19 protein-coding genes, 1 pseudogene and 1 riboswitch are annotated in these 20,766 nt (G+C 73.6%); of the genes and pseudogenes, 12 read left to right on the top strand and 8 right to left on the bottom strand.

Translation table 11 applies throughout. The annotated features are described in order from the left end of the window. Positions 1 to 47 precede the first annotated feature (47 nt). From PS271_RS02615 to PS271_RS02605, 3 genes are all read left to right on the top strand, one after another. Positions 48 to 521 carry a bifunctional nuclease family protein gene (locus tag PS271_RS02615; RefSeq protein WP_030364453.1) on the top strand — a complete coding sequence of 158 codons (474 nt, stop codon included), beginning with the start codon at positions 48 to 50 and terminating at the stop codon, positions 519 to 521. 205 nt (positions 522 to 726) lie between these two features. Continuing rightward, positions 727 to 1,344: a MerR family transcriptional regulator gene (locus PS271_RS02610; protein WP_398379719.1), complete on the top strand. Its 618-nt coding sequence runs from the start codon at positions 727 to 729 to the stop codon at positions 1,342 to 1,344. 67 nt (positions 1,345 to 1,411) lie between these two features. After that, entirely contained in the window at positions 1,412 to 3,208 is a 1,797-nt protein-coding gene (locus PS271_RS02605) for a DNA polymerase IV (protein WP_398379717.1), read from the top strand. A gap of 35 nt (positions 3,209 to 3,243) precedes the next feature. Here the strand turns inward: PS271_RS02605 and PS271_RS02600 are convergent. Next, positions 3,244 to 3,600 (bottom strand): annotated as a pseudogene (locus tag PS271_RS02600) (PRC-barrel domain-containing protein); the annotation flags it as partial. Positions 3,601 to 3,709: 109 nt separating this feature from the next. Then, positions 3,710 to 3,819, top strand: a riboswitch (glycine riboswitch). Positions 3,820 to 4,011: 192 nt separating this feature from the next. Here PS271_RS02600 and gcvP point away from each other — a divergent pair. Then, positions 4,012 to 6,897 carry an aminomethyl-transferring glycine dehydrogenase gene (gene gcvP, locus PS271_RS02595; protein ID WP_398379715.1) on the top strand — a complete coding sequence of 962 codons (2,886 nt, stop codon included), beginning with the start codon at positions 4,012 to 4,014 and terminating at the stop codon, positions 6,895 to 6,897. 157 nt (positions 6,898 to 7,054) lie between these two features. On the opposite strand, the gene PS271_RS02590 is transcribed toward gcvP, so the two are convergent. Together PS271_RS02590 and PS271_RS02585 are read right to left on the bottom strand one after the other, a co-directional pair. Continuing rightward, on the bottom strand, positions 7,055 to 7,261 hold the full coding sequence (locus tag PS271_RS02590; protein ID WP_356287298.1) for a DUF5999 family protein: 207 nt from the start codon (positions 7,259 to 7,261) through the stop codon (positions 7,055 to 7,057). Between the two features lie 310 nt (positions 7,262 to 7,571). Beyond that, a complete protein-coding gene (locus PS271_RS02585) occupies positions 7,572 to 8,159 on the bottom strand; it encodes a hypothetical protein (RefSeq protein WP_398379713.1) in 588 nt (195 codons plus the stop codon). 505 nt (positions 8,160 to 8,664) lie between these two features. On the opposite strand from PS271_RS02585, the gene PS271_RS02580 reads away from it, so the two are divergent. Then, positions 8,665 to 10,170, top strand: a complete 1,506-nt coding sequence (locus PS271_RS02580; RefSeq protein ID WP_398379711.1) for a glutamate-cysteine ligase family protein — start codon at positions 8,665 to 8,667, stop codon at positions 10,168 to 10,170. 208 nt (positions 10,171 to 10,378) lie between these two features. Beyond that, entirely contained in the window at positions 10,379 to 11,173 is a 795-nt protein-coding gene (locus tag PS271_RS02575) for a CPBP family intramembrane glutamic endopeptidase (protein ID WP_398386636.1), read from the top strand. 43 nt (positions 11,174 to 11,216) lie between these two features. Here PS271_RS02575 and PS271_RS02570 read toward each other — a convergent pair whose 3' ends face one another. After that, the gene (locus PS271_RS02570) at positions 11,217 to 12,032 is read right to left on the bottom strand and encodes a PhzF family phenazine biosynthesis protein (RefSeq protein ID WP_398379709.1); all 816 of its coding nucleotides are present in this window, start codon (positions 12,030 to 12,032) and stop codon (positions 11,217 to 11,219) included. Between the two features lie 199 nt (positions 12,033 to 12,231). On the opposite strand from PS271_RS02570, the gene PS271_RS02565 reads away from it, so the two are divergent. From PS271_RS02565 to PS271_RS02555, 3 genes are all read left to right on the top strand, one after another. Further along, positions 12,232 to 12,834 carry a PadR family transcriptional regulator gene (locus PS271_RS02565; RefSeq protein WP_398379707.1) on the top strand — a complete coding sequence of 201 codons (603 nt, stop codon included), beginning with the start codon at positions 12,232 to 12,234 and terminating at the stop codon, positions 12,832 to 12,834. A gap of 179 nt (positions 12,835 to 13,013) precedes the next feature. Next, positions 13,014 to 13,541 (top strand): Clp protease N-terminal domain-containing protein, encoded by a 528-nt coding sequence (locus PS271_RS02560; protein ID WP_398379705.1) that lies wholly within the window; start codon positions 13,014 to 13,016, stop codon positions 13,539 to 13,541. Between the two features lie 103 nt (positions 13,542 to 13,644). Continuing rightward, positions 13,645 to 14,643 (top strand): EamA family transporter, encoded by a 999-nt coding sequence (locus tag PS271_RS02555; protein WP_398379703.1) that lies wholly within the window; start codon positions 13,645 to 13,647, stop codon positions 14,641 to 14,643. A gap of 86 nt (positions 14,644 to 14,729) precedes the next feature. Here the strand turns inward: PS271_RS02555 and PS271_RS02550 are convergent, their stop codons facing one another. Further along, positions 14,730 to 15,440, bottom strand: a complete 711-nt coding sequence (locus PS271_RS02550) for a pyridoxamine 5'-phosphate oxidase family protein (protein ID WP_398379701.1) — start codon at positions 15,438 to 15,440, stop codon at positions 14,730 to 14,732. Positions 15,441 to 15,475: 35 nt separating this feature from the next. Here PS271_RS02550 and PS271_RS02545 point away from each other — a divergent pair, with 35 nt between their 5' ends. After that, the gene (locus PS271_RS02545) at positions 15,476 to 16,807 is read left to right on the top strand and encodes an aminotransferase class I/II-fold pyridoxal phosphate-dependent enzyme (RefSeq protein WP_398379699.1); all 1,332 of its coding nucleotides are present in this window, start codon (positions 15,476 to 15,478) and stop codon (positions 16,805 to 16,807) included. A 41-nt stretch (positions 16,808 to 16,848) separates the two neighbouring features. Here PS271_RS02545 and PS271_RS02540 read toward each other — a convergent pair whose 3' ends face one another. Then, entirely contained in the window at positions 16,849 to 17,841 is a 993-nt protein-coding gene (locus tag PS271_RS02540) for a DMT family transporter (RefSeq protein WP_398379697.1), read from the bottom strand. Positions 17,842 to 17,915: 74 nt separating this feature from the next. Here PS271_RS02540 and PS271_RS02535 point away from each other — a divergent pair, with 74 nt between their 5' ends. Further along, positions 17,916 to 18,821, top strand: a complete 906-nt coding sequence (locus tag PS271_RS02535; RefSeq protein ID WP_398379695.1) for a LysR family transcriptional regulator — start codon at positions 17,916 to 17,918, stop codon at positions 18,819 to 18,821. A gap of 19 nt (positions 18,822 to 18,840) precedes the next feature. Here PS271_RS02535 and PS271_RS02530 read toward each other — a convergent pair whose 3' ends face one another. Beyond that, entirely contained in the window at positions 18,841 to 19,323 is a 483-nt protein-coding gene (locus PS271_RS02530; RefSeq protein ID WP_398379693.1) for a pyridoxamine 5'-phosphate oxidase family protein, read from the bottom strand. Between the two features lie 138 nt (positions 19,324 to 19,461). On the opposite strand from PS271_RS02530, the gene PS271_RS02525 reads away from it, so the two are divergent. Beyond that, entirely contained in the window at positions 19,462 to 20,121 is a 660-nt protein-coding gene (locus PS271_RS02525; protein WP_398379692.1) for a cysteine hydrolase family protein, read from the top strand. Positions 20,122 to 20,130: 9 nt separating this feature from the next. Here PS271_RS02525 and PS271_RS02520 read toward each other — a convergent pair whose 3' ends face one another. Beyond that, a complete protein-coding gene (locus tag PS271_RS02520; RefSeq protein WP_398379690.1) occupies positions 20,131 to 20,655 on the bottom strand; it encodes a Rieske (2Fe-2S) protein in 525 nt (174 codons plus the stop codon). Positions 20,656 to 20,766: the final 111 nt, after the last annotated feature.

Genomic DNA, 20,766 nt, shown 5'->3' with positions numbered 1-20,766 from the left:
CAGTGCCCGACTACCCAAACCTGCCGGGCACGTCCTAGGGTTGCTGTGTGAACGAGCTCGATGTCGTGGGTGTCCGGGTGGAAATGCCCTCCAACCAGCCGATCGTGCTCCTGCGTGAAGTGGGAGGCGACCGCTACCTCCCGATCTGGATCGGACCGGGAGAGGCGACGGCCATTGCCTTTGCCCAGCAGGGCATGGCTCCGGCCCGCCCGCTGACCCACGACCTTTTCAAGGACGTGCTGGAAGCGGTCGGCCAGCAGCTCACGGAGGTCCGCATCACGGACCTGCGCGAGGGTGTGTTCTACGCGGAGCTCGTCTTCGCCAGCGGCGTGGAGGTCAGCGCCCGGCCGTCCGACGCCATAGCGCTGGCGCTGCGCACCGGCACGCCGATCTACGGCAGCGACGGTGTGCTGGACGACGCCGGGATCGCGATCCCGGACGAGCAGGAGGACGAGGTCGAGAAGTTCCGCGAGTTCCTCGACCAGATCTCGCCGGAAGACTTCGGCAGCAGCAGCCAGTGAGCCGGCCCGGCGCCGGTGGCCGGTGACCCGGCCGGAGCGGCTCGCGGCGCTCCGCCGCGGCGCATTCGATTAGCCATTCCCGGCGCAGGGGCACGCAAAACCACTCTCTGGGTGATTATCACTCGGCGTGCCGAGTGTGGCGATCGTTGACGCACCCCTGGTGACTGCCTACCGTCGGGAGGGCAGGTCAAGGACGGAGGTCGGCGTGAGAAGCATGGGCGACGGGACGGCGGTCGGCAGTCCGTATCCGCTGTTCGGGGGAGCGGTCGAACAGGCCCCCCGTCATGCGAGCCCGGCAGCGGCGGTCACCGCCCCGCGCGGGCCGGAGGCCGATCTCATCGGCTATCGAGGGCCGACGGCGTGCGCCGCGGCCGGCATCACCTACCGCCAGCTCGACTACTGGGCGCGCACGGGCCTGGTCGAGCCGAGCGTGCGGCCCGCGCACGGCTCGGGCAACCAGCGGCTCTACAGCTTCCGGGACGTGGTCGTCCTCAAGATCGTGAAGCGGCTCCTGGACACGGGGGTCTCGCTGCAGAACATCCGCACGGCCGTCCAGCACCTGCGCTCGCGCGGCGCGGCCGACCTGCCGCGGATGACGCTCATGAGCGACGGCGCGACGGTCTACGAGTGCACCTCGCCCGACGAGGTCGTCGATCTCCTCCAGGGCGGGCAGGGCGTCTTCGGGATCGCCGTGGGCGTCGTCTGGCGCGACGTCGAGAGCGCGCTGTCCCAGCTGCACGGCGAGCGTGTGGACACCGGAGAGACGCTCGTCCGCCCCAATCCCGCGGACGAGCTGGCGCGCCGCCGCAACCGCGTCGGCTGACCTGCGGCCCCGCCGCTCGCGTCGCACGTGAGTGCGATTGTCAGTGGTGTGAGGGAGCATCGGTGTCGTGAGAGGCGCGCCGACCATCCTGCATCTCGACATGGATGCTTTCTACGCTTCGGCCGAGCAGGCGGCCAAGCCCAGCCTGCGCGGGAAACCCGTGGTCGTGGGCGGGATCGGGCCGCGCGGCGTGGTGGCCACCGCGTCGTACGAGGCGCGGGTCTTCGGCGTCCGCTCCGCGATGGCCACGGCGCAGGCCCGCAGGCTGTGCCCCAATGCCGCCTACCTCACCCCGCGGTTCTCGCTCTACCGGGACATCAGCGAGGTCGTCATGGGCCTGCTGCGCGCGCTGTCGCCGCTGGTGGAGCCGCTCAGCCTCGACGAGGCGTTCGTGGATCTGGAGGCCGGCGGCGTCGAGCCCACTCCGGCGGCCGTCCGGGCCGTCGGTGAGCGCCTGCGCCATGACATCCGTACGGCGACGGGGCTGAGCGGGTCGGTCGGGCTCGCCGCCTCCAAGATGCTCGCGAAGATCGCCTCCGAGGAGGCCAAGCCCGACGGGCTGCTGCTCATAGAGCCGGGCACCGAGCTGGAGCGGCTGTGGCCCATGTCCGTGCGCGCCATCCCCGGCGTCGGCCCCGCCACCGCCGAGACGCTGCGCCGGGCGGGCATCACCACCGTCGCGGAGACCGCGGAGGCGGGCGAGGCGGAGCTGGTGCGGCTCCTGGGCAAGGCCCACGGCGCGGGGTTGTACGCCATGGCCACCGGCCATGACGACCGCCCCGTCGTCGCCGAGCGGGATGCCAAGTCCGTCTCCGTGGAGGACACCTTCGAGGAGGACCTGACCGACCGGACGCGGGTGCAGCTGGAGATCGCGCGGCTCGCCGACCGCTGCGTCCAGCGGCTGCGCGCGGCCGGCCGGTCCGGGCGCACCGTCGTGATCAAGGTGCGCAGCTACGACTTCTCCACGCTGACCCGCTCCGAGACCCTGCGCGGCCCGACGGACGACCCCGCGGTGGTCCGGGAGGCGGCGGCCCGGCTGCTCGACGGCGTCGACACCACGACCGGTGTCCGGCTGCTCGGCGTCGGCGTCAGCGGCCTCGCCGACTACACGCAGGAGGACCTGTTCGCGCAGGCCGCGAGCGAGGCGGCGGGCGCGGCTGCCGCGGCGGCGGAGGCGTCGCGGGCCGTCGAAGAGGCTCAGGAGGACGCGGCCGCGGTGGTCAGGCCGCGGCGCTGGCTCCCGGGCCTGGACGTGCGGCATGCCGAGTACGGGGCGGGGTGGGTGCAGGGCAGCGGGGTCGGCCGGGTGACGGTCCGCTTCGAAACGCCCTGGTCGGAGCCGGGCCGGGTACGGACCTTCCCGGTCGACGACCCGGACCTGGAGCCGGGGGAGCCGCTCCCTCTCGTACGGGGTGCCCTGCCGGGCGGGGATGCGGGCACGGACGCGGCTCAGGCGGCGCCGGGTCCCGATGAGACCCCGGCCGGGGGCGCCGGAGCCGCTCCGGTCCCGGAGCCGGACCCCGCCCCGGAAGCCGGTCCGGCGTCCGGGCTTGGCCCGGGCCCGGAAGGAGCCCCGGAACCCGCGACCGGCTCGGGCCCGGGCCCGGGCTCCGGAGCCGTACGGAATCCGGCAAGCGGAGCTGATCCGAGTCCGCATGCCGAAGCGGGCGCCGAGGCCGGCCCAGAAGCCGAAGCCTGCCCCGTACCGGGAGCCGGCCCCGGGTCCGTGACCGGGCCGGTTTCTGGGGATCGAGGTGGCTCGGGGGGAGTCTGGCCCGGGGCGGGAGCCGGTCCCTCGTCCGTGCCCGGGCCGGAGTGTGCAGCCGGTCCCGTTTCGGGGGGCCGGGGCGGCTCGGGAGGTTGAGACGGCCTGGGGCCCGGGTTCCGGGGTGGGCCGTGGCCCGGGGGTGAGGGCGGGCCCGCGGGCGGAGCCGGGGGCTCGCCCGGGATCGGGAGGTGGTAGTGGTGGTAGAGCTGGAGTTCCTGTTCGGGGGAGAGGTGGCGGCCCACGCCGAAGTCGGGGGCGTCCCTGATCAGCCCCCGGTCGTACGCGGTGCGCAAGGACTGCCCGGCCACCTCGCTCGTGGCCAGGGGCACGAACGCGTCCCGCCGGAAGAAGCCGGTCCGTACCGCCGCCCACAGCGGCTCGCCGGTCGCGTCGTCCAGGTAGACCTCGTCCACCGTGCCGACCTTCGTCCCGTCCCGGTCGAAGACCTTCCAGCCGATCAGGCTCCGGGGATCGATGTCGCTCTGCACGGTTTCCTCCCAGGATCGGCGCCTTCTCCCACCCAAAAACACAAAGCGGGAAGCGGCCACTCGGGAGAACCCACGGGAAAGTTGCGCTGGTAGGCTGGCGAGTGGCCGCAGAATCCGTGCGGGAGAGTCCTCCGCAAGCCCGCCCAGCGGGGTCGACGGAGGCGCCGAAGGAGCAAATCCTCCCCGGAATCTCTCAGGCACCCGTACCGCACGGATGAGGTCACTCTGGAAAGCAGGGCGGGCCCGGTCAGCGACAGCGCGCCGAAGCCCTCCCTCACCGACGGTGAAAGCCGGCCCGCGCGCGCCGCGGACCGGTGAAGCTCTCAGGTTGAGATGACAGAGGGGGAGGCCGTCCGGGTACCCGCGCCGTGGTACCCCTCGCAGGTCGCAACGACCAGGAGGCCTCCGCAGATGACTGCCCACCGCATCGCCCTTTCCGACCTGGAGCGGGACACGCCCTTCGAGCGCCGCCACATAGGCCCCGACGGCGAGGCCCAGGCGAAGATGCTCGCCCAGGTCGGCTTCGGTTCGCTGGACGAGCTCACCGCCGCCGCCGTGCCGGAAGTGATCAGGAGCGTGGGCGCCCTGGCCCTGCCCGAGGCCCGCAGCGAGGCCGAGGTCCTCGCCGAGCTGCGCACCCTGGCCGGCCGCAACGAGGTCCTCGCCCCGATGATCGGCCTCGGCTACCACGGCACGTTCACCCCGCCGGTGATCCTGCGCAACGTCATGGAGAACCCCGCCTGGTACACGGCCTACACGCCGTACCAGCCGGAGATCTCCCAGGGCCGCCTGGAGGCCCTGCTCAACTTCCAGACCGTCGTCGCCGACCTGACCGGGCTGCCCACCTCCGGCGCCTCCCTTCTCGACGAGGGCACCGCCGCCGCCGAGGCCATGTCCCTCTCCCGCCGCGTCGGCAAGGTCAAGAAGGGCGTCTTCCTCGTCGACGCCGACACCCTCCCGCAGACCGTCGCCGTGATCGAGACCCGCGCCGAGCCGACCGGCGTCGAGGTCGTCGTCGCGGACCTGAGCGCGGGCATCCCTGACGAGATCGCCGAGCGCGGCGTCTTCGGCGTCCTGCTCCAGTACCCCGGCGCCTCGGGCGCCGTGCGCGACCTGCGCCCCGTCATCGAGCGCGCGCACGAGCTCGGCGCGGTCGTCACCGTCGCGGCCGACCTGCTGGCCCTGACCCTGCTGACGCCCCCCGGCGAGCTCGGCGCGGACATCGCGGTCGGCACCACCCAGCGCTTCGGCGTGCCCATGGGCTTCGGCGGCCCGCACGCCGGCTTCATGGCGGTGCGCGAGCAGTTCGCCCGCAGCCTCCCCGGCCGCCTCGTCGGCGTCTCCGTCGACGCCGACGGCAACAAGGCCTACCGCCTGGCCCTGCAGACCCGCGAGCAGCACATCCGCCGCGAGAAGGCCACCAGCAACATCTGTACCGCGCAGGTGCTCCTCGCCGTCATGGCCGGCATGTACGCGGTCTACCACGGCCCCGAGGGCCTGGCCGCCATCGCCCGCCGCACCCACCGCTACGCCGCGATCCTCGCCGAGGGCCTGCGCGCCGGCGGTGTCGAGCTCGTCCACGGCACGTACTTCGACACCCTGACCGCGCGCGTCCCCGGCCGGGCCGCCGAGGTCGTCGAGGCCGCCCGCGAGCGCGGCGTCAACCTGCGCCTGACCGATGCCGACCACGTGGGCATCGCCTGCGACGAGACCACCACCCGCGCCCACCTGGCCTCCGTCTGGGCCGCGTTCGGCGTGGCGGGCGACGTCGAGGCGCTCGACGCGGTGGCCGCCGAGGCGCTCCCCGAGGCCCTGCTGCGCACCGGCGACTACCTCACGCACCCGGTCTTCCACGAGCACCGCTCCGAGACGGCCATGCTGCGCTACCTGCGCCGCCTCGCCGACCGGGACTACGCCCTGGACCGCGGCATGATCCCGCTCGGCTCCTGCACCATGAAGCTCAACGCCACGACCGAGATGGAGCCGGTCACCTGGCCCGAGTTCGGCGCGCTGCACCCCTTCGCCCCGATCGCGCAGGCCCAGGGCTACGTCACGCTGATCACCGAGCTGGAGGAGCGGCTCGCCGAGGTCACCGGCTACGACAAGGTCTCCATCCAGCCGAACGCCGGCTCCCAGGGCGAGCTCGCCGGCCTGCTGGCCGTGCGCGCCTACCACCGCGCCAACGGCGACGCGCAGCGCACCGTCTGCCTGATCCCGTCCTCGGCGCACGGCACCAACGCCGCGAGCGCCGTGATGGCCGGCATGAAGGTCGTCGTCGTCAAGACCGCCGACGACGGCGAGATCGACGTCCAGGACCTGCGCGCCAAGATCGAGCAGTACCGCGACGAGCTGTCCGTCCTGATGATCACGTACCCGTCGACGCACGGCGTCTTCGAGGAGCACGTCGCCGACATCTGCGCCGCCGTGCACGACGCGGGCGGCCAGGTGTACGTGGACGGCGCCAACCTCAACGCCCTGGTGGGCCTGGCGAAGCCGGGCCGGTTCGGCGGCGACGTCTCGCACCTGAACCTGCACAAGACCTTCTGCATCCCGCACGGCGGCGGCGGTCCCGGCGTCGGCCCGGTCGCCGTCCGTGCGCACCTCGCCCCGTACCTCCCGAACCACCCGCTGCAGCCCACCGCCGGCCCGGAGACGGGTGTCGGCCCGATCTCGGCGGCCCCGTGGGGCTCGGCCGGCATCCTGCCGATCTCCTGGGCGTACGTCCGGCTGATGGGCGGCGAGGGTCTGCGGCGCGCCACGCAGGTGGCGGTCCTGGGCGCCAACTACATCGCCAAGCGCCTGGAGCCGCACTACCCCGTGCTCTACACCGGCCCGAACGGCCTGGTGGCGCACGAGTGCATCGTGGACCTGCGGCCGCTGACCAAGGCCACCGGCGTGAGTGTCGACGACGTCGCCAAGCGTCTGATCGACTACGGCTTCCACGCGCCGACCATGTCCTTCCCGGTGGCCGGCACCCTGATGATCGAGCCCACGGAGAGCGAGGACATCGCCGAACTGGATCGTTTCTGCGAGGCGATGATCGCCATCCGCGCCGAGATCGAGAAGGTCGGCTCGGGGGAGTGGGACAAGGACGACAACCCCCTGCGGAACGCCCCGCACACCGCCGCGTCCGTGACGGGCGCGTGGGAGCACGCGTACAGCCGTGAGGAGGCCGTCTTCCCGGCCGGGGTCTCCGCCGCCGACAAGTACTGGCCGCCGGTGCGGCGCGTCGACGGTGCCTACGGCGACCGCAACCTCGTCTGCTCCTGCCCGCCGCTGGAGGACTACGACGGCTGATCGGGGCGACGGGCCTCCTGAGGGGCCCGCGTCTTCATAGGAGCCGAGCCTGGAAGGGGCCGGTCCGGCGATGGCGCCGGGCCGGCCCCTCTGCGCAGTTGCGGTGCTGTGCGTGCGGTGCGTGCAGTGCGTGCGGTGCTGGTGCGGTGGTGCGAGCTCAGGCGGCCGTCACCACATTCCCCGGATCCAGCGGCCGGTGCGGCGCGATGACGCGGCCGTCCGGCAGCAGCTCACCGGTGTCCTCGAAGTGCAGGACGCCGTTGCACAGCAGGCTCCAGCCCTGCTCCGGGTGGTGCGCCACGAGGTGCGCGGCTTCCCGGTCGGCGGAGTCGGCTGAGGGGCACGTGGGCTGGTGCTGGCACATGGGAAGGTTCTTTCGCTGTGATGTGGTGGCTGTCGTGCGGCTCGATTCGGTGTTCATGCCGCCCCCCGTTGGCGAATCGGTTGGTCGATACCAGTGTTGCCCCACGGGCGAGATTCCGCAGGGATTTCCCGGCAGCGCTCCTCACTCGTTGGAGACGCGTCACCCGTGCGGGCGGTTGCCCCCAACGCGACTGTCCGGACGGATGGTTGTACGTGGCCGGTACGGGCTAGCCCAGGAGGATGAGCACACGTGTGCGCCCCGCGGCGGCGGCCGCGGGGCGCACGGGCGGCGGAGCGGGGCGGGAGCCCGCTCAGGCGGGTGTCTTGAGCAGGGGCGGGGGCGTCAGACGGAGGGTCAGGACGGGCAACAGCTCGGCGAACCGGTGGGGGCGGTGCGCGGCGATGCCCGGCGGCGCGGGCGCGAGCGGCACCAGGAGGTCGCCGGGCCCGGGCAGCCCGGAGGAGGCGTCGGCGGTGACGTCCCCGTGCAGCCAGAGGGTGAGCATGTAGAGCTCGGGCACGGACAGCAGCCGGGGCTGGTACGGAGTCGCCAGCGCTTCTGCCTGCCGCAGTGCGCGCTCCGTCGAGGCGAGGTAGGGGCCCTCGCAGAAGTGGGCGAACTTCCAGCCGTCCGCGGTCCGCACCGTTTCTCCCGCTGCCACCACCCGTTCCGCGCCGCGGATCAGGAACCGCCAGCCGGTGAGCCGGCTGCGCGGCGCGCCCCCGCGGCCCGTGACCTGCTCCAGCACGTGGACGGGCAGGGGGAGTTCGGGGGTCAGCGGCCCTTGCGCGGCCTTCAGCGACGGGGTGCGGGCCTCGCGCACGGCGGAGGGGGAGCCGAGGGCGCTCAGAACACTGCGCAGGGCGGGCGCAGGAGCCGGGGGGACATGCAGCGGCATGGTGGGTCGCCTCTCACTTCGGAGACACGTGGTGCTGGGCAGGGTGCGGACGACGCTGTCGGCGTGCGGGGTCAGAGGGGGGCCGGGACCTTACCGGCAGCCGGGGCCGGGCGCCTACTCTCCGCCTCGTTCCCGAAGTTTATACGACACGTGTTCACATGGTGTTTCGGCTAGCTGTCGCCGGTATTTCCGGCAAGGGGATATCAGGGCCCCGTCAGGGGGTGATTTCGGTGATTCTGTGCCATGGCCGGGCACGCCACCTCGTATTCTTCCCCGGGCAGGGTAGGCCGAATCTCGTCGGTGTTTATCACCAGCGCTGTCACCGGTGCTATAGGCAATGCCCGGGCGGCCCTTCATGCCCACGGAATGTGCCACCGGATGCGTTGCCAAGAGCCTAGCGGGTATGCGGTCCCGGCGGGGCGTTATCGATCACATTGGCTGGGCATCATCGACCGTGACGCGAGCCACCGGCGCCGCGGCGACCCATGTGAGGAGGGACCCTGCAATGGGGGACAAGGTCGTGGCCGGGGGCATCGGCCTCGCCGACCGGCAGCGCCACCGGGCAAAGCTCCGGCAGTGCCTGGAAGCACTGGCGAGACTGCTGGAAGAGAAGCGTTTCGACCGTCCCAGGAATCTCATGGGCCTGGAGATCGAGCTGAATCTCGCGGGGGCCGACGGGATGCCGAGCATGGTGAACGCCGAAGTGCTGGAGCGTATCGCCAGCGGTGATTTCCAGACCGAACTCGGCCGGTTCAACCTGGAAGTGAATATTGTTCCGCACCGGCTCTCAGGAAGCGTCCTCGACCAGCTTGCGGAAGAGTTGCGCACTACTCTCCACTATGCCGATCGCAAAGCCATGGAGGTCGATTCCGGGATCGTGATGATCGGTATTCTGCCGACCCTGGAGGACCGTCACCTGGTCTCGGCGAACCTCTCCGCCGACGAGCGGTACGCGATGCTGAACGCGCAGGTCGTGGCCGCCCGGGGCGAGCACTTCACGATCGACATCGAGGGCGTCGAACGGCTGACCTGCACCGCCGAGTCGATCGCCCCCGAAGCCGCCTGCACGTCGGTGCAGTTGCATTTGCAGGTGACGCCGGGCCGGTTCGCCGCCGTGTGGAATGCCGCGCAGGCCGTCGCGGCCGCGCAGATCGCCGTGGGCGCCAATTCGCCCTTCCTCTTCGGCCGGGAGCTGTGGCGCGAGTCCCGCCCGCCGCTGTTCGTGCAGTCCACCGACACCCGCCAGCCCGAGCTCACGGCCCAGGGGGTGCGGCCGCGCACCTGGTTCGGCGAGCGCTGGATCGATTCCGCGTACGAGCTGTTCGAGGAGAACCTGCGCTTCTTCCCGCCGGTGCTGCCCATCTCCGACGACGAGGACCCCGTGCGCGTGCTCGACGAGGGCGGCGTGCCGATGCTGCACGAGCTGACCCTGCACAACGGGACGGTCTACCGCTGGAACCGGCCCGTCTACGGGGTCGCCGACGGCGTGCCCCACTTGCGGGTCGAAAACCGCGTGCTGCCCGCGGGCCCCACCGTCACCGACGTCATCGCCAACACCGCCTTCTACTACGGGCTGGTCCGGGCGCTCGCCGAGGAGCCGCGGCCGGTGTGGAGCAGGATGCCGTTCACCGTCGCCGCCGAGAACTTCGACGCCGCCTGCCGGCACGGCATCGACGCCTGGCTGCGCTGGCCCAAGGCGGGCGGGCGCGCCGGCGCCCTGGAACGGGTGCCCGCCGTCCGGCTCGTCCTGGAGGAACTGCTGCCGCTCGCCGCGGCCGGGCTCGACGCCTGGGGCGTGGAACCTTCCGACCGGGACCGCTACCTCGGCGTCATCGAGGGCCGCTGCCGCCGCCGCACCAACGGCGCCACCTGGCAGGCCGCCGCGTACCACCGGGCCCTGGAGAGCGGTTTGGACCGGCACAAGGCCCTGGCCGTCACCACCCGGCGCTACTGCGAGCTGATGCGCACGGGGGCACCGGTGCACACGTGGCCGGCGGGCCCCGGGGACTGACGCGCTGCTCCGGGAGCGGGCAGCCTGTGCCGGCCCGGCGGACACATCCCCTCTCACCCCTACCCCCTGCCCCGCGGGCACCGGCGCGTCGGGCAAGCTGTGACGGCGGCCGCCGCCTCGGGCGGCCCGGTACGGCGCCTCTCCGCTGGTGGGGCGGGCGGAAGGGGAGGCGCAGGTGCGGCAGAACGCACAGGGCGAGGACGGCGTCGTGCCGGGCACCAGGCCCGGCCCGCCGCCCGGCGCGGCCACCGGGCGGCGCACGCTGCGCAGCGAGACGCTGCTCGTCCTGGCGCTGTCCCTGGGAGCCAGCGCGGTCTCGTCGCTGATCAGCTTCACCGGCGCGCTCACCCGGCCGGGCGGGCTCAAGGACCAGGCCGCCAACCTCAACGCCTCGCACGCCCCCGGCCGCCCCTGGCTCGACCTGTCCTGGCAGGTCTTCGGCATCGCGACCGCGCTCGTGCCGGTCTTCCTGGTGGCGCACCTGCTGCTGCGCGAGGGCGTGCCGGGCCTGCGCGCGGTGGGGCTCGACCGGGACCGCCCGGGCTTCGACCTGACGCGCGGCACCGGCCTGGCGGCGGCCATCGGCGGCACGGGCCTGCTGTTCTACCTCGGCGTGCGGGCGGCGGGCTTCAACCTGACCGTGGTGCCGGAGTCGCTGCCCGACGTGTGGTGGAAGATCCCCGTCCTCGTGGCGTCCGCGGTACAGAACGCGGTGCTGGAGGAGGTCGTGGTCGTCGGGTACCTGCTGCGCCGGCTGGGGCAGCTGGCGTGGACCCCCGCGGCGGCGCTCGCGGCGAGTGCGGTGCTGCGCGGCTCGTACCACCTGTACCAGGGGGTCGGCGGGTTCCTCGGGAACATGGTGATGGGCGTGGTCTTCGTCCTGCTCTACCGGCGCTGGGGGCGGGTCGGGCCGCTGGTGGCCGCGCACGCGCTGATCGACATCGTGGCGTTCGTGGGGTACGCGCTGCTCGCGGGCAAGGTGGGCTGGCTGCCGACGGCCTGACGGCCCGCCCGCGCCGGCGGGCCGTCAGGCCGTCGGCTGCGGCCTACGCCAGGAGCTCGCCGTCGATGACCGTGACGGCGGAGCCGGTCAGCAGCGTGCGGTCGGCGCGCAGCCCCGTCCGCACCAGGCCCGTACGGGCGGACGCCTGGAGCCCGGTCAGGTCGTCGCGGCCGAGCCGTGCGGACCAGAACGGGGCGAGCGCGGTGTGCGCGCTGCCCGTGACGGGGTCCTCGTCGATGCCGACGTTCGGGAAGAAGCAGCGCGAGACGTAGTCGTAGCCGCGGGACGGGTCCTCGGCCGGGGCGGTGGCGATGACGCCGCGGCGGGAGAGCCGGGCGAGGGCCCGGACGTCGGGGGCCAGGGCCCGTACGGTCTTCTCGTCGGCCAGCTCGACCAGCAGGTCGCCGATGTGCGGGCCGGTGTCGTGGACGCTGCGCACCTCGGCGCCCAGCGCTTCGCTCGCGCCGTCGGGGAGGGCGGCGGGGGTGAGCGGTGCGGTCGGGAAGTCCAGGGTGATCGACCCGTCCTCATGCGCCGTCGCGGCGAGGGTGCCGCAGCGCGCGGCGAAGCGGACCGTGCCGGTCGCGGTGCCCGTCGAGTGCAGGACGTGCGCCGTGGCGAGCGTGGCGTGGCCGCACATGTCGACCTCGGTCAGGGGCGTGAACCAGCGCAGCGCCCAGTCGGCGCCCTGCGGGGAGCCGGTGAGGGGGCGGGCGAAGGCCGTCTCGGAGAGGTTCACCTCGGCGGCGATCTTCTGGAGCCGGTCGTCCTCGGGGAAGGCCCCGTCGAAGAGGACGACCCCGGCCGGGTTGCCGGCGAAGGGGCGGTCGGTGAAGGCGTCGACGATTCGAATGCGCATAGCCGGACGCTACGGCCTCGAAGAACCCCCGGGCCAGGGCCAATTCGCCGAATGTGGCCCGGGCGGGCGCGCGGGGCCCGGTGCCGCCGGCCGCGGGGAGGGTATTGTCAGGCGATCGGTTCCGATATATCGTTGACGTGTCGCGACAGATCAGCGACCGTGTTGATCGGCGACAGTGATCAACGATGGGAGGAACGTCATGCGACGTTCACGTGGATACGAGCACCATGGACCCGGCCCGCGCCGCGCGGGGGACTTCGACGGGCGCCGGGCCGCCTTCGGGCCCTTCGGCCCCGGCTTCGGGGGGCCGCCGTTCGGCGGCGGGCCCTGGGGCCGTGGGCGGGGAGGCCACGGCGGCGGCCGGGCCAGGAGGGGCGACGTGCGCGCCTCGATCCTGTCCCTGCTGAAGGACCGGCCCATGCACGGCTACGAGATGATCCGGGAGATCGCCGAGCGCAGTGGCGGTGCCTGGAAGCCCAGCCCCGGGTCGGTCTACCCGACCTTGCAGATGCTGGAGGACGAGGGCCTGATCGAGAGCGCGAGCGAGGGCGGCAAGAAGCTGTTCAGCCTCACCGCGGAGGGCCGCACCGAGGCCGAGGCCGGCCCCGACGCCCCCTGGGAGGACGCCGGCCGCGGCGTCGACTGGGAGGCGGCGCAGGAGATACGGCAGGCCGGCTTCGGACTGCTGGAGGCCTTCGGGCAGGTGTGGAAGACCGGCACCCCCGAGCAGCGCCAGAAGGCCCTCGACGTCATCAACGAATCGCGCAAGAAGCTCTACCTCATCCTCGCCGACGAGGGCTGAGCCGATTGTGCGGCCGCGAAGGGTGTTCCCGCCTTCTGTCCGGGAACACCCCTGAGAACGATGGCGCGCCCGTCCTCCTCAAGGAGGAGGAATCCGCGGTGCGCACCCAACCGCCGTGGGATGCGCGAATGCTCCCCTACGGGGATGACCCGGCGGTTCGTGACTGATGGGGTGGGAGGGTGCAGAGCCGCATAGGAGACAAGGGGGCGACGGGCGTCGCCCGGGAAGGCCTGTTCAGCCCCGAGCTGGCGGCCGCGGTCACGGGCGCCCGCAGGCGCGCCGTCCGGGACGGGGACGGGCAGGTCGACACCGCCCACCTGCTCCACACCCTGATGGAGGCGGACCCCGCCGTGTGCCGGGCCGTGAACGGCCGGGGCAAGGGCCGGTCCGTACGGCTGCTCGGCTATCTCGTCCAGCGCACCATCGGCTACGGGCTGCGCTGGAGGGGCACCGTCGAGGACTCCGGCTCGCTGCCCGTCCTCCTCGACTGCCGGGCGCCCCGCTGGTCGCCCGCGGCGGCCACCGCCATGGAGGGCGCGTACGCCCGGGCCTGCGCGCGGGGCGGTGACCGTGCGGAAGGGGTGGACCTCCTGGCGGCGCTCGCCCTGGACCACCGCTGCCGCGCGGCCGAGGTCATGCGCCGCGCGGGCGTGGACACGGCGGCGCTGGCGGCCGATCTCGACCTGATGAGCCATGAGGTGCCGTGAGGTGCCGTGACGTCATGGCGGCGCCGGCGCCTGGAATTCCCTGATCGGTACGTCATGACCATTGAGGAGTGACGGTCATGTCATCGGCTGGCATGATGTGCCGATGCAAGCCTCTCAAGGGAGAAGTGCGGGCCTGGGCCTCGCCCTGGTCTCCGCCCTCGCGTTCGGTGGTTCCGGTGTCGCGGCCAAGCCGCTGATCCAGGCGGGCCTCGACCCGCTGCACGTGGTGTGGCTGCGGGCTGCCGGGGCCGCGCTGGTGCTGCTGCCGGTCGCCTGGCGCCACCGCGCCCTCGTCACTCGCCGCCCCGCACTCCTCGCCGGATTCGGCCTGCTGGCCGTGGCCGGCGTGCAGGCCTGCTACTTCGCCGCGATATCCCGGATCCCGGTCGGCGTGGCGCTGCTCGTGGAATACCTCGGTCCGGCGCTCCTGCTGGGGTGGGTGCGCTTCGTCCAGCGCCGGCCGGTCAGCCGTGCCGCGGCCGTGGGCGTGGTGCTCGCCGTCGCCGGGCTCGCCTGCGTGGTGGAGGTGTGGTCGGGCATGAGCTTCGACGCGGTGGGCCTGCTGCTGGCCCTCGGCGCCGCCTGCTGCCAGGTCGGCTACTTCGTGCTGTGCGACCACGGGAGCGACGGCGAGGAGCCTGCCGACCCCTTCGGCGTGATCGCCTACGGGCTTCTCGTCGGCGCCCTCGTCCTCACCGCGGTCGCCCGGCCCTGGGGCATGGACTGGTCCGTGCTCGCCGGGAGCGCCGGGATGAACGGCACGGACGTGCCGGCCGCGCTGCTCCTCGGCTGGGTCGTGCTCGTGGCCACCGTGGCCGCGTACCTCACCGGGGTGCTCGCCGTGCGCAGGCTGTCGCCGCAGGTCGCGGGCGTGGTCGCCTGCCTGGAGGCGGTGGTCGCGACCGTGCTGGCCTGGGTGCTGCTCGGCGAGCACCTCTCCGCTCCCCAGACCCTCGGCGGCGCCGTGGTGCTGGCGGGCGCCTTCATCGCCCAGTCCTCCACGCCCAAGAAGGCCGCGGCGGCGCCGGTGGCCCAGGGCGGCGGCGCGGTGGCCGACGCCCAGGAGGACGTGCCTGCTGAGTCGAGCCCGGCCCGGCCCTGACCGGCGGGCGCCGGGACTGCTCAGGCCCGACTGCTCAGGCCCGACTGCTCAAGTCGGACCGCTCAGGCCGGACCGCTCAGGACCGTTCAGAGAGCGGCGACGTAGGCCGGGAGCGGAGTGCCCGGGGCGAGGTCCTTGTCGGGTATGGGCGTGCCGTACGCCGGGGCCACGGGCACGACGCCGCTCCAGTGGGGGAGGGCGAGGTCCTCGGGCTCGTCGTTCACGCCGCCGGTGCGCACCTTGGCCGACACCTCGGCGAGGTCGAGGCGGAGCACGGCCGTCGCGGCGAGCTCCTTGGCGGAGGCCGGGCGGCAGTCCGCCGACCGGCCCGGCGTGGCCTGCTCGACCAGGGCGTCGAGGGCGGCGCGCTTCTCGGCCTCCTCGGTCACCTGGTGGGCGGAGCCGTGCACCACGACCGACCGGTAGTTGAGGGAGTGGTGGAAGGCGGAGCGCGCGAGGACGAGGCCGTCGACGTGGGTGACGGTCAGGCAGACGGGCATGCCCGCCTCCCCCGCGCGGCCCGCGGCGCGCAGCGGGCGCGAGCCCGTCGAACCGTGCACGTAGAGCCGGTCGCCGACGCGCCCGTAGAGCGTGGGCAGGACGACCGGCGCCCCGTCGCGCACGAAGCCGAGGTGGCAGACGTATCCGGCGTCGAGGATCGCGTGCACGGTCTCGCGGTCGTACGAGGCGCGCTCGCGGACGCGGGTCGGCGTGGTCCGCTCGGTCTGCTCGTACGGGGCGGGCTGCTTGTGCGAGACGGGCTGCTCGTGCGGGACGGACGGCGCAGCAGCAGTCATTGCGAACTCCATTGCACTAGTGCATAATCTTCTTTGTGCTAGGAGAGTATCGGATCGAGGGTCGCCGCGCAGCTGAGATCTCCGCGAGCGTCGAAAGTGCCGTGGGTGCCGGCAAGCTGGCTCCCGGCGAACTGCTGCCGCCCATGCGGGAGTTGGCGGTCGAGTTGGGCGTCAATCCCAATACGGTCGCCGCCGCTTACCGCACGCTGCGCGAGCGCGGGGTGATCGAGACGGCCGGCCGCCGGGGGAGCCGCGTGCGCCACCGCCCGGCCAGTACGGCCCGTGAGCTCATCCACGTCGAGGTCCCCGAGGGCGTGCGGGACGTCTCAGCGGGCAATCCCGACCCGGCCCTGCTGCCCCCGCTCGGCGCGGCGCTCGCCGCCGCCGCGGCCCGCGCCGCGGAGGCCCCCGCGCTCTACGGAGCGCCCGCCGTCGACACGGAGCTGGAGCGGTTCGCCCGGGCCGCCTTCACCGCGGACGGAGTGCCCGGCGGCCCGCTCGCCGTCACCTCCGGCGCGCTCGACGCCATCGAGCGCGTCCTCGCCGTACACCTGCGGCCGGGCGACGCCGTCGCGGTCGAGGACCCGGGCTGGGGCGCCGTCCTCGACCTCGTCCCGGCCCTCGGGCTGCGAGCCGTCCCCGTGCCCGTCGACGACGACGGCCCGCTGCCCGAGGCGGCGGACCGCGTGCTGCGGGAGGGCGCCCGGGCCATGATCGTCACCGCGCGGGCGCAGAACCCCACGGGGGCGGTGGTGAGCGCGGCCCGGGCGCGCGAGCTGCGCGCCGTGCTCTCCGGCCACCCCGGGGCGCTGCTCGTCGAGGACGACCACGGCCACGGAATCGTCGACCTTCCCCTGCACACCCTCACGGGGTGCACCGACCACTGGGTGGTCGTCCGCTCCGTCGCCAAGGCGTACGGCCCTGACCTGCGGCTCGCGGTGCTCGCGGGCGACGCCGTCACCGTGGACCGGGTCCGCGGCCGGCAGCGCCTCGGCCCCGGCTGGGTGAGCCACATCCTCCAGGACGCCGTCGTCCACCTGTGGCGCAGCGGCGCGGTGGATGCGTCGGAGGTGGCCGCCGCGTACGGGCGGCGCCGCGACCCGCTCGTCGCGGCCCTGCGCGCGCGGGGGATCGAGGCGCACGGGCGCAGCGGGATGAACGTGTGGCTGCCCGTGCCCGACGAGACGGCGGCGGTGGCGCGGCTGCTGCACGCGGGCTGGGCGGTCGCGCCGGGGGCCCGGTTCCGGCTCGCGTCGCCTCCCGCGGTGCGGCTGACCGTCTCGGGCCTGGCCGCGGAGGAAGCAGAAGAGGTCGCGGACGCCCTGGCGGCCGCGACCCGTCCCTCGGCCGCGGGGCGCTACGACTGACAGCCCCTCAACCGGCATGCCCCCCCCGCAGGGAGGCACGGTCACTTCTTTCCGGCCCTGGTCCCCGCCTTGCTCTGGGTGAGGGCGGCACCCGCCAGCACGATGACCGCGCCGACGGGGGTGTTCCAGCTGAGCTCCTCGCCCAGGAGGGCCACGCCGGCGACGGTCGCCACGACCGGTATCAGGTACGTGGTCATGGTCGCCGTCGTGGGACCGACCTCGGCCACCAGCCCGTACTGCACGAGGAAGGCCAGGCCCGTGCCCAGCGCCCCGAGAGCGAAGACGGCCAGCAGCGGCACGGCGGGGAAGGAGGACGGCAGCGGTGCGAACAGCGGGGCGACCACCGCCAGCTGGGCCGTGCCCAGCAGCAGCTGCGCGCCGGACTTGGAGAGGTTGGAGTCGCCCGAGTCGGCCAGCGTGCGCCGGACGTAGATCCAGCCCACCGCGTAGCTGGCGGAGGCGATGAGGGCCATCACCGTGCCCGCCGCGTCCTGGCCGGAGAAGCCCTGCCAGGCGCCGAGCACGGTCAGCACGCCGGCGAAGCCGATCGCCAGCCCCGCGAACCGGCGCCGCGTCGGCCGGTCCTCGGAGAGGGCCACGAGCGACAGGACCATGCCCCACAGCGGGGTCGTGGCGTTGCAGATCCCGGCGAGCGTGGAGGGGATGCGCAGTTCGGCGTAGGCGAAGAGGGTGAACGGCAGGGCGTTGAGCAGGAAGGCCGCGACGGCCAGGTGGCCCCAGGTGCGGGCGGCGCGCGGCAGGCGCTCCCGCTTGACGGCCAGCGTCGCCACGAGCACCGCCGCGCCGAAGAACATGCGGCCGAAGGAGACGTACAGCGGCGGGAAGCCGTCCGTGCCGAGCTTGATGAACAGGAAGCTGCAGCCCCAGATGAGGGCGAGCGCACCGAAGCGGATCCTCCAGTCCACCGCGGGCCGGCCCCGCTGCGGCTGACGGTACGAGGTGCCCGACGTGGGGAGCGGGCGGACGGGGAGACCCGGTGGGGCGGTGGAGCCGGAGGTTGCCGTGGTGCGCATGGTCGTAAGAATGACCGCCTGTACGCCTTAGAACAAGTAAATTTAAGTGGGGTTTATCGCGTAGGGTTGCTTATATGTTGAACTTGGAGCGCCTGCGCACACTCAACGCCGTCGCCCGCCACGGCTCCGTCAGCGCCGCGGCGGACGGGCTGCACGTGACGACGTCCGCCGTCTCGCAGCAGCTCGCCAAGCTGGAGCGGGAGACCGGGCAGCAGCTCCTCGCCAAACAGGGGCGCGGCGTGCGGCTCACCGACGCCGGCCGGCTGCTCGCCGACCACGCCTCGCGGATCCTCTCGCAGGTCGAGCTGGCCCAGGCCGACCTGGAGGCGCAGCGCGGGCAGGCCGTCGGCGAGCTGCTCCTCGGCGCCTTCCCCACGGCCGCCCGCGGCCTCTTCCCGGCCGCCCTCGCCGAGCTGCGCGCGGCCCACCCCCAGCTGCGGGCCCGGCTGGAGGAGATGGAGCCGGACGAGGCCGTGCCCCGGGTCGTCCGCGGCGACATCGACGTCGCCGTCGTCCTCGACTGGTACAACAAGCCGCTGCCCCTGCCGGACGGCCTGGCCAAGGCCCCGATCCTCGACGACACCGCCGATGTCGCCATGCCGGCGGACCATCCGCTGGCCGGCCGCGAGGACGTCGACCTGGAGGAGTTCGCCGACGACGACTGGGTCTCCTGGCCCCGGGGCGAGTTCTGCCACGACTGGCTGATGCTCACCCTGCGCGGCAAGGGCATAGAGCCCCGCATCTCCCACATGGCCGAGGAGCACCACACCCAGCTCGCCCTGATCGCCGCCGGGCTCGGCGTCGCCGTCGCGCCGCGGCTGGGCCGCGGGCCCGTGCCGGACGGGGTGCGCGTCGTGCCCGTACGGCACACCGTGCGCCGCCACGTCTACGCGATCTGGCGCGCCGACGCGGACCGGCGCCCCTCCATCCGCGCCGCGGTCGAGGCACTGCGGACGGCCGGCGGAAAAGTGGCGGGCTGACCGTAGCCCTCGTCATCCCTCACCCTGGCGGGCGGCCGTCCCCCAACTTGCGGAAGTCCCAGGTCACGACCGCGTCCGGCGTCAGGCGGAGCCACGCGTGGCGGCCGTCGTGGGGCATCGCGGGCAGGCCGCCGAAGTACTTGGCGGTGAAGAGCGCCTCCGGCGCGGTGAGCTCCGGGCAGGGGGCGCCCGTGCGCGGGGCCTCGCCGATGAAGGCGGCCGTGCCGGACAGTTCCGCGCCCCGCAGCTCCCCGTACTCGCGTCCGTCGTCCACCAGTACGGCGATCCGCGCGTCGCGCCGCAGCTCCGCCCAGCGGCGGCTGCGCACGATCGAGTACAGCCACACCGCCGACCCGTCCCAGACGAACCACAGCGCGCTGAGGTGCGGCCGCCCGTCGCGCCCCACCGTCGCCACCCGGCAGGTGCGCTGCCCGGCGAGGAACGCGTCCAGCTCCGCCTCCGTCATCATGATCCGGCGGCCCCGCCGCTGGCTGGTGGCCATGACCGCGCCCTCCCCGCACCCGACTACCTGATTGAGTGTCAGAAAGTGTGGGGCCCCTTCCCCGCCGGCGCAAGGCCCGCTACCCTCACGCGGCCCGGCCGGCCCGGCCCGGCCCCGCCCCAGGAGGGAGGAAACGCCATGCCGCCGCCCGACCCGGCCGCCCCGCCCGCCGAGTGCCTCGACCCCGCGACGACCGTGCTGCTCACCGTCGAGTGCCAGTACGGCGTCGTCGGCCCCGGCAGCGCCCTGCCCGAGCTCGCCGCCGCCGCACGCGCCTCCGGTGCCCTCGTCACGATCGCCCGCCTGGTCGCGGGCGCCCACGACGCCGGTGTCCAGGTCGTGCACGCCGTCGCCGAGCGCCGCCCCGACGGCCGCGGCGCCAGCCGCAACGCCCGGCTCTTCCGCGCCGCCGAGCGGCTGCCCGTGCAGCAGCTGGCCGGCACCCGCGCGGTGCGCGTCGCCGATCCGATCCCGGTCGGCGACGGCGACCTCGTCGTCCGGCGGCTGCACGGGCTCTCGCCTCTGGCGGGCACCGGCCTGGACCCCCTGCTGCGCAACCTCGGCTGCCGCACCCTCGTCGTCACCGGCGTCTCGGCCAACGTGGCCGTCCCCAACACCGTCTTCGACGCCGTCAACCTCGGCTACACGGCCGTCGTCCCCGCCGACGCCATCGCCGGCGTGCCCGCGGACTACACCGCGGCCATGGTCAGCCACACCCTGGCGCTCGTCGCCACCGTCACCACGGCCGGGGCCGTCCTGCGCGGCTGGCGGAGCGGGAGCGCGCCCCGGCGCGGCTGACGCCCGGCCTCACCCCAGGTGCAGGGACCCGTCGTGCACCGAGACCTGCTGCTCGGGGAGCCCCTTCTTCGCCGGGCCGCCCTTGACGCTCCCGTCCGCGACGGCGAATTTGCTGCCGTGGCACGGGCAGTTGATGGTGCCGCCGGAGACGTCCCTGACGAGGCAGCCCTGGTGCGTGCAGACCGCGGAGAAGGCCTTGAACTCGCCCTTCGCCGGCTGGGTCACCACGACCTTCCGGTCGGGGAAGACCTTGCCGCCGCCCTCCGGGATGTCCGCGGCCTTGGCGATCTCCCCGCCCCCCTTGCCCGCGTCCGCGCTCCCGGTCGTGCTGCCGCCGGTGTCCCCGGTCCTGCCCGTATCGTCCTTCGCCTTGCCGCTCCCGCCGTCGTCCCCTCCGCCGCACGCGGCGAGCAGGGTGACGAGACCGGCGGTCCCGGCGGCCGCGACGACGCTGCGGCGGGTCGAGCCGCGCGGCGCTTGAGGTGTGGTGGATACGGCAGACGCGCAGGACGCGGCCCGTGACACGTGGTTCATGTGCGCTCCTCTGGTCGTGCAGATACAGATCGGATCGTGCCGGTTCAGAGAGACGTACGGGGCCGGAGCCGCCCGCGTTCACACCACGGCGACCCGCGTTCGAAGGCGCGC

The organism is Streptomyces sp. SCA2-17 (assembly GCF_044336695.1).
This window is presented reverse-complemented; position numbering and strand designations above follow the sequence as displayed.

Excerpts from the sequence above, each read along its gene's own strand:
- gcvP (WP_398379715.1), top strand. The coding sequence starts at position 4,012 with ATGACTGCCCACCGCATCGCCCTTTCCGACCTGGAGCGGGACACGCCC.
- PS271_RS02590 (WP_356287298.1), bottom strand. The coding sequence starts at position 7,261 with ATGTGCCAGCACCAGCCCACGTGCCCCTCAGCCGACTCCGCCGACCGG.
- PS271_RS02585 (WP_398379713.1), bottom strand. The coding sequence starts at position 8,159 with ATGCCGCTGCATGTCCCCCCGGCTCCTGCGCCCGCCCTGCGCAGTGTT.
- PS271_RS02580 (WP_398379711.1), top strand. The coding sequence starts at position 8,665 with ATGGGGGACAAGGTCGTGGCCGGGGGCATCGGCCTCGCCGACCGGCAG.
- PS271_RS02570 (WP_398379709.1), bottom strand. The coding sequence starts at position 12,032 with ATGCGCATTCGAATCGTCGACGCCTTCACCGACCGCCCCTTCGCCGGC.
- PS271_RS02565 (WP_398379707.1), top strand. The coding sequence starts at position 12,232 with ATGCGACGTTCACGTGGATACGAGCACCATGGACCCGGCCCGCGCCGC.
- PS271_RS02555 (WP_398379703.1), top strand. The coding sequence starts at position 13,645 with ATGCAAGCCTCTCAAGGGAGAAGTGCGGGCCTGGGCCTCGCCCTGGTC.
- PS271_RS02550 (WP_398379701.1), bottom strand. The coding sequence starts at position 15,440 with ATGACTGCTGCTGCGCCGTCCGTCCCGCACGAGCAGCCCGTCTCGCAC.
- PS271_RS02540 (WP_398379697.1), bottom strand. The coding sequence starts at position 17,841 with ATGCGCACCACGGCAACCTCCGGCTCCACCGCCCCACCGGGTCTCCCC.
- PS271_RS02535 (WP_398379695.1), top strand. The coding sequence starts at position 17,916 with ATGTTGAACTTGGAGCGCCTGCGCACACTCAACGCCGTCGCCCGCCAC.
- PS271_RS02530 (WP_398379693.1), bottom strand. The coding sequence starts at position 19,323 with ATGGCCACCAGCCAGCGGCGGGGCCGCCGGATCATGATGACGGAGGCG.
- PS271_RS02525 (WP_398379692.1), top strand. The coding sequence starts at position 19,462 with ATGCCGCCGCCCGACCCGGCCGCCCCGCCCGCCGAGTGCCTCGACCCC.
- PS271_RS02520 (WP_398379690.1), bottom strand. The coding sequence starts at position 20,655 with ATGAACCACGTGTCACGGGCCGCGTCCTGCGCGTCTGCCGTATCCACC.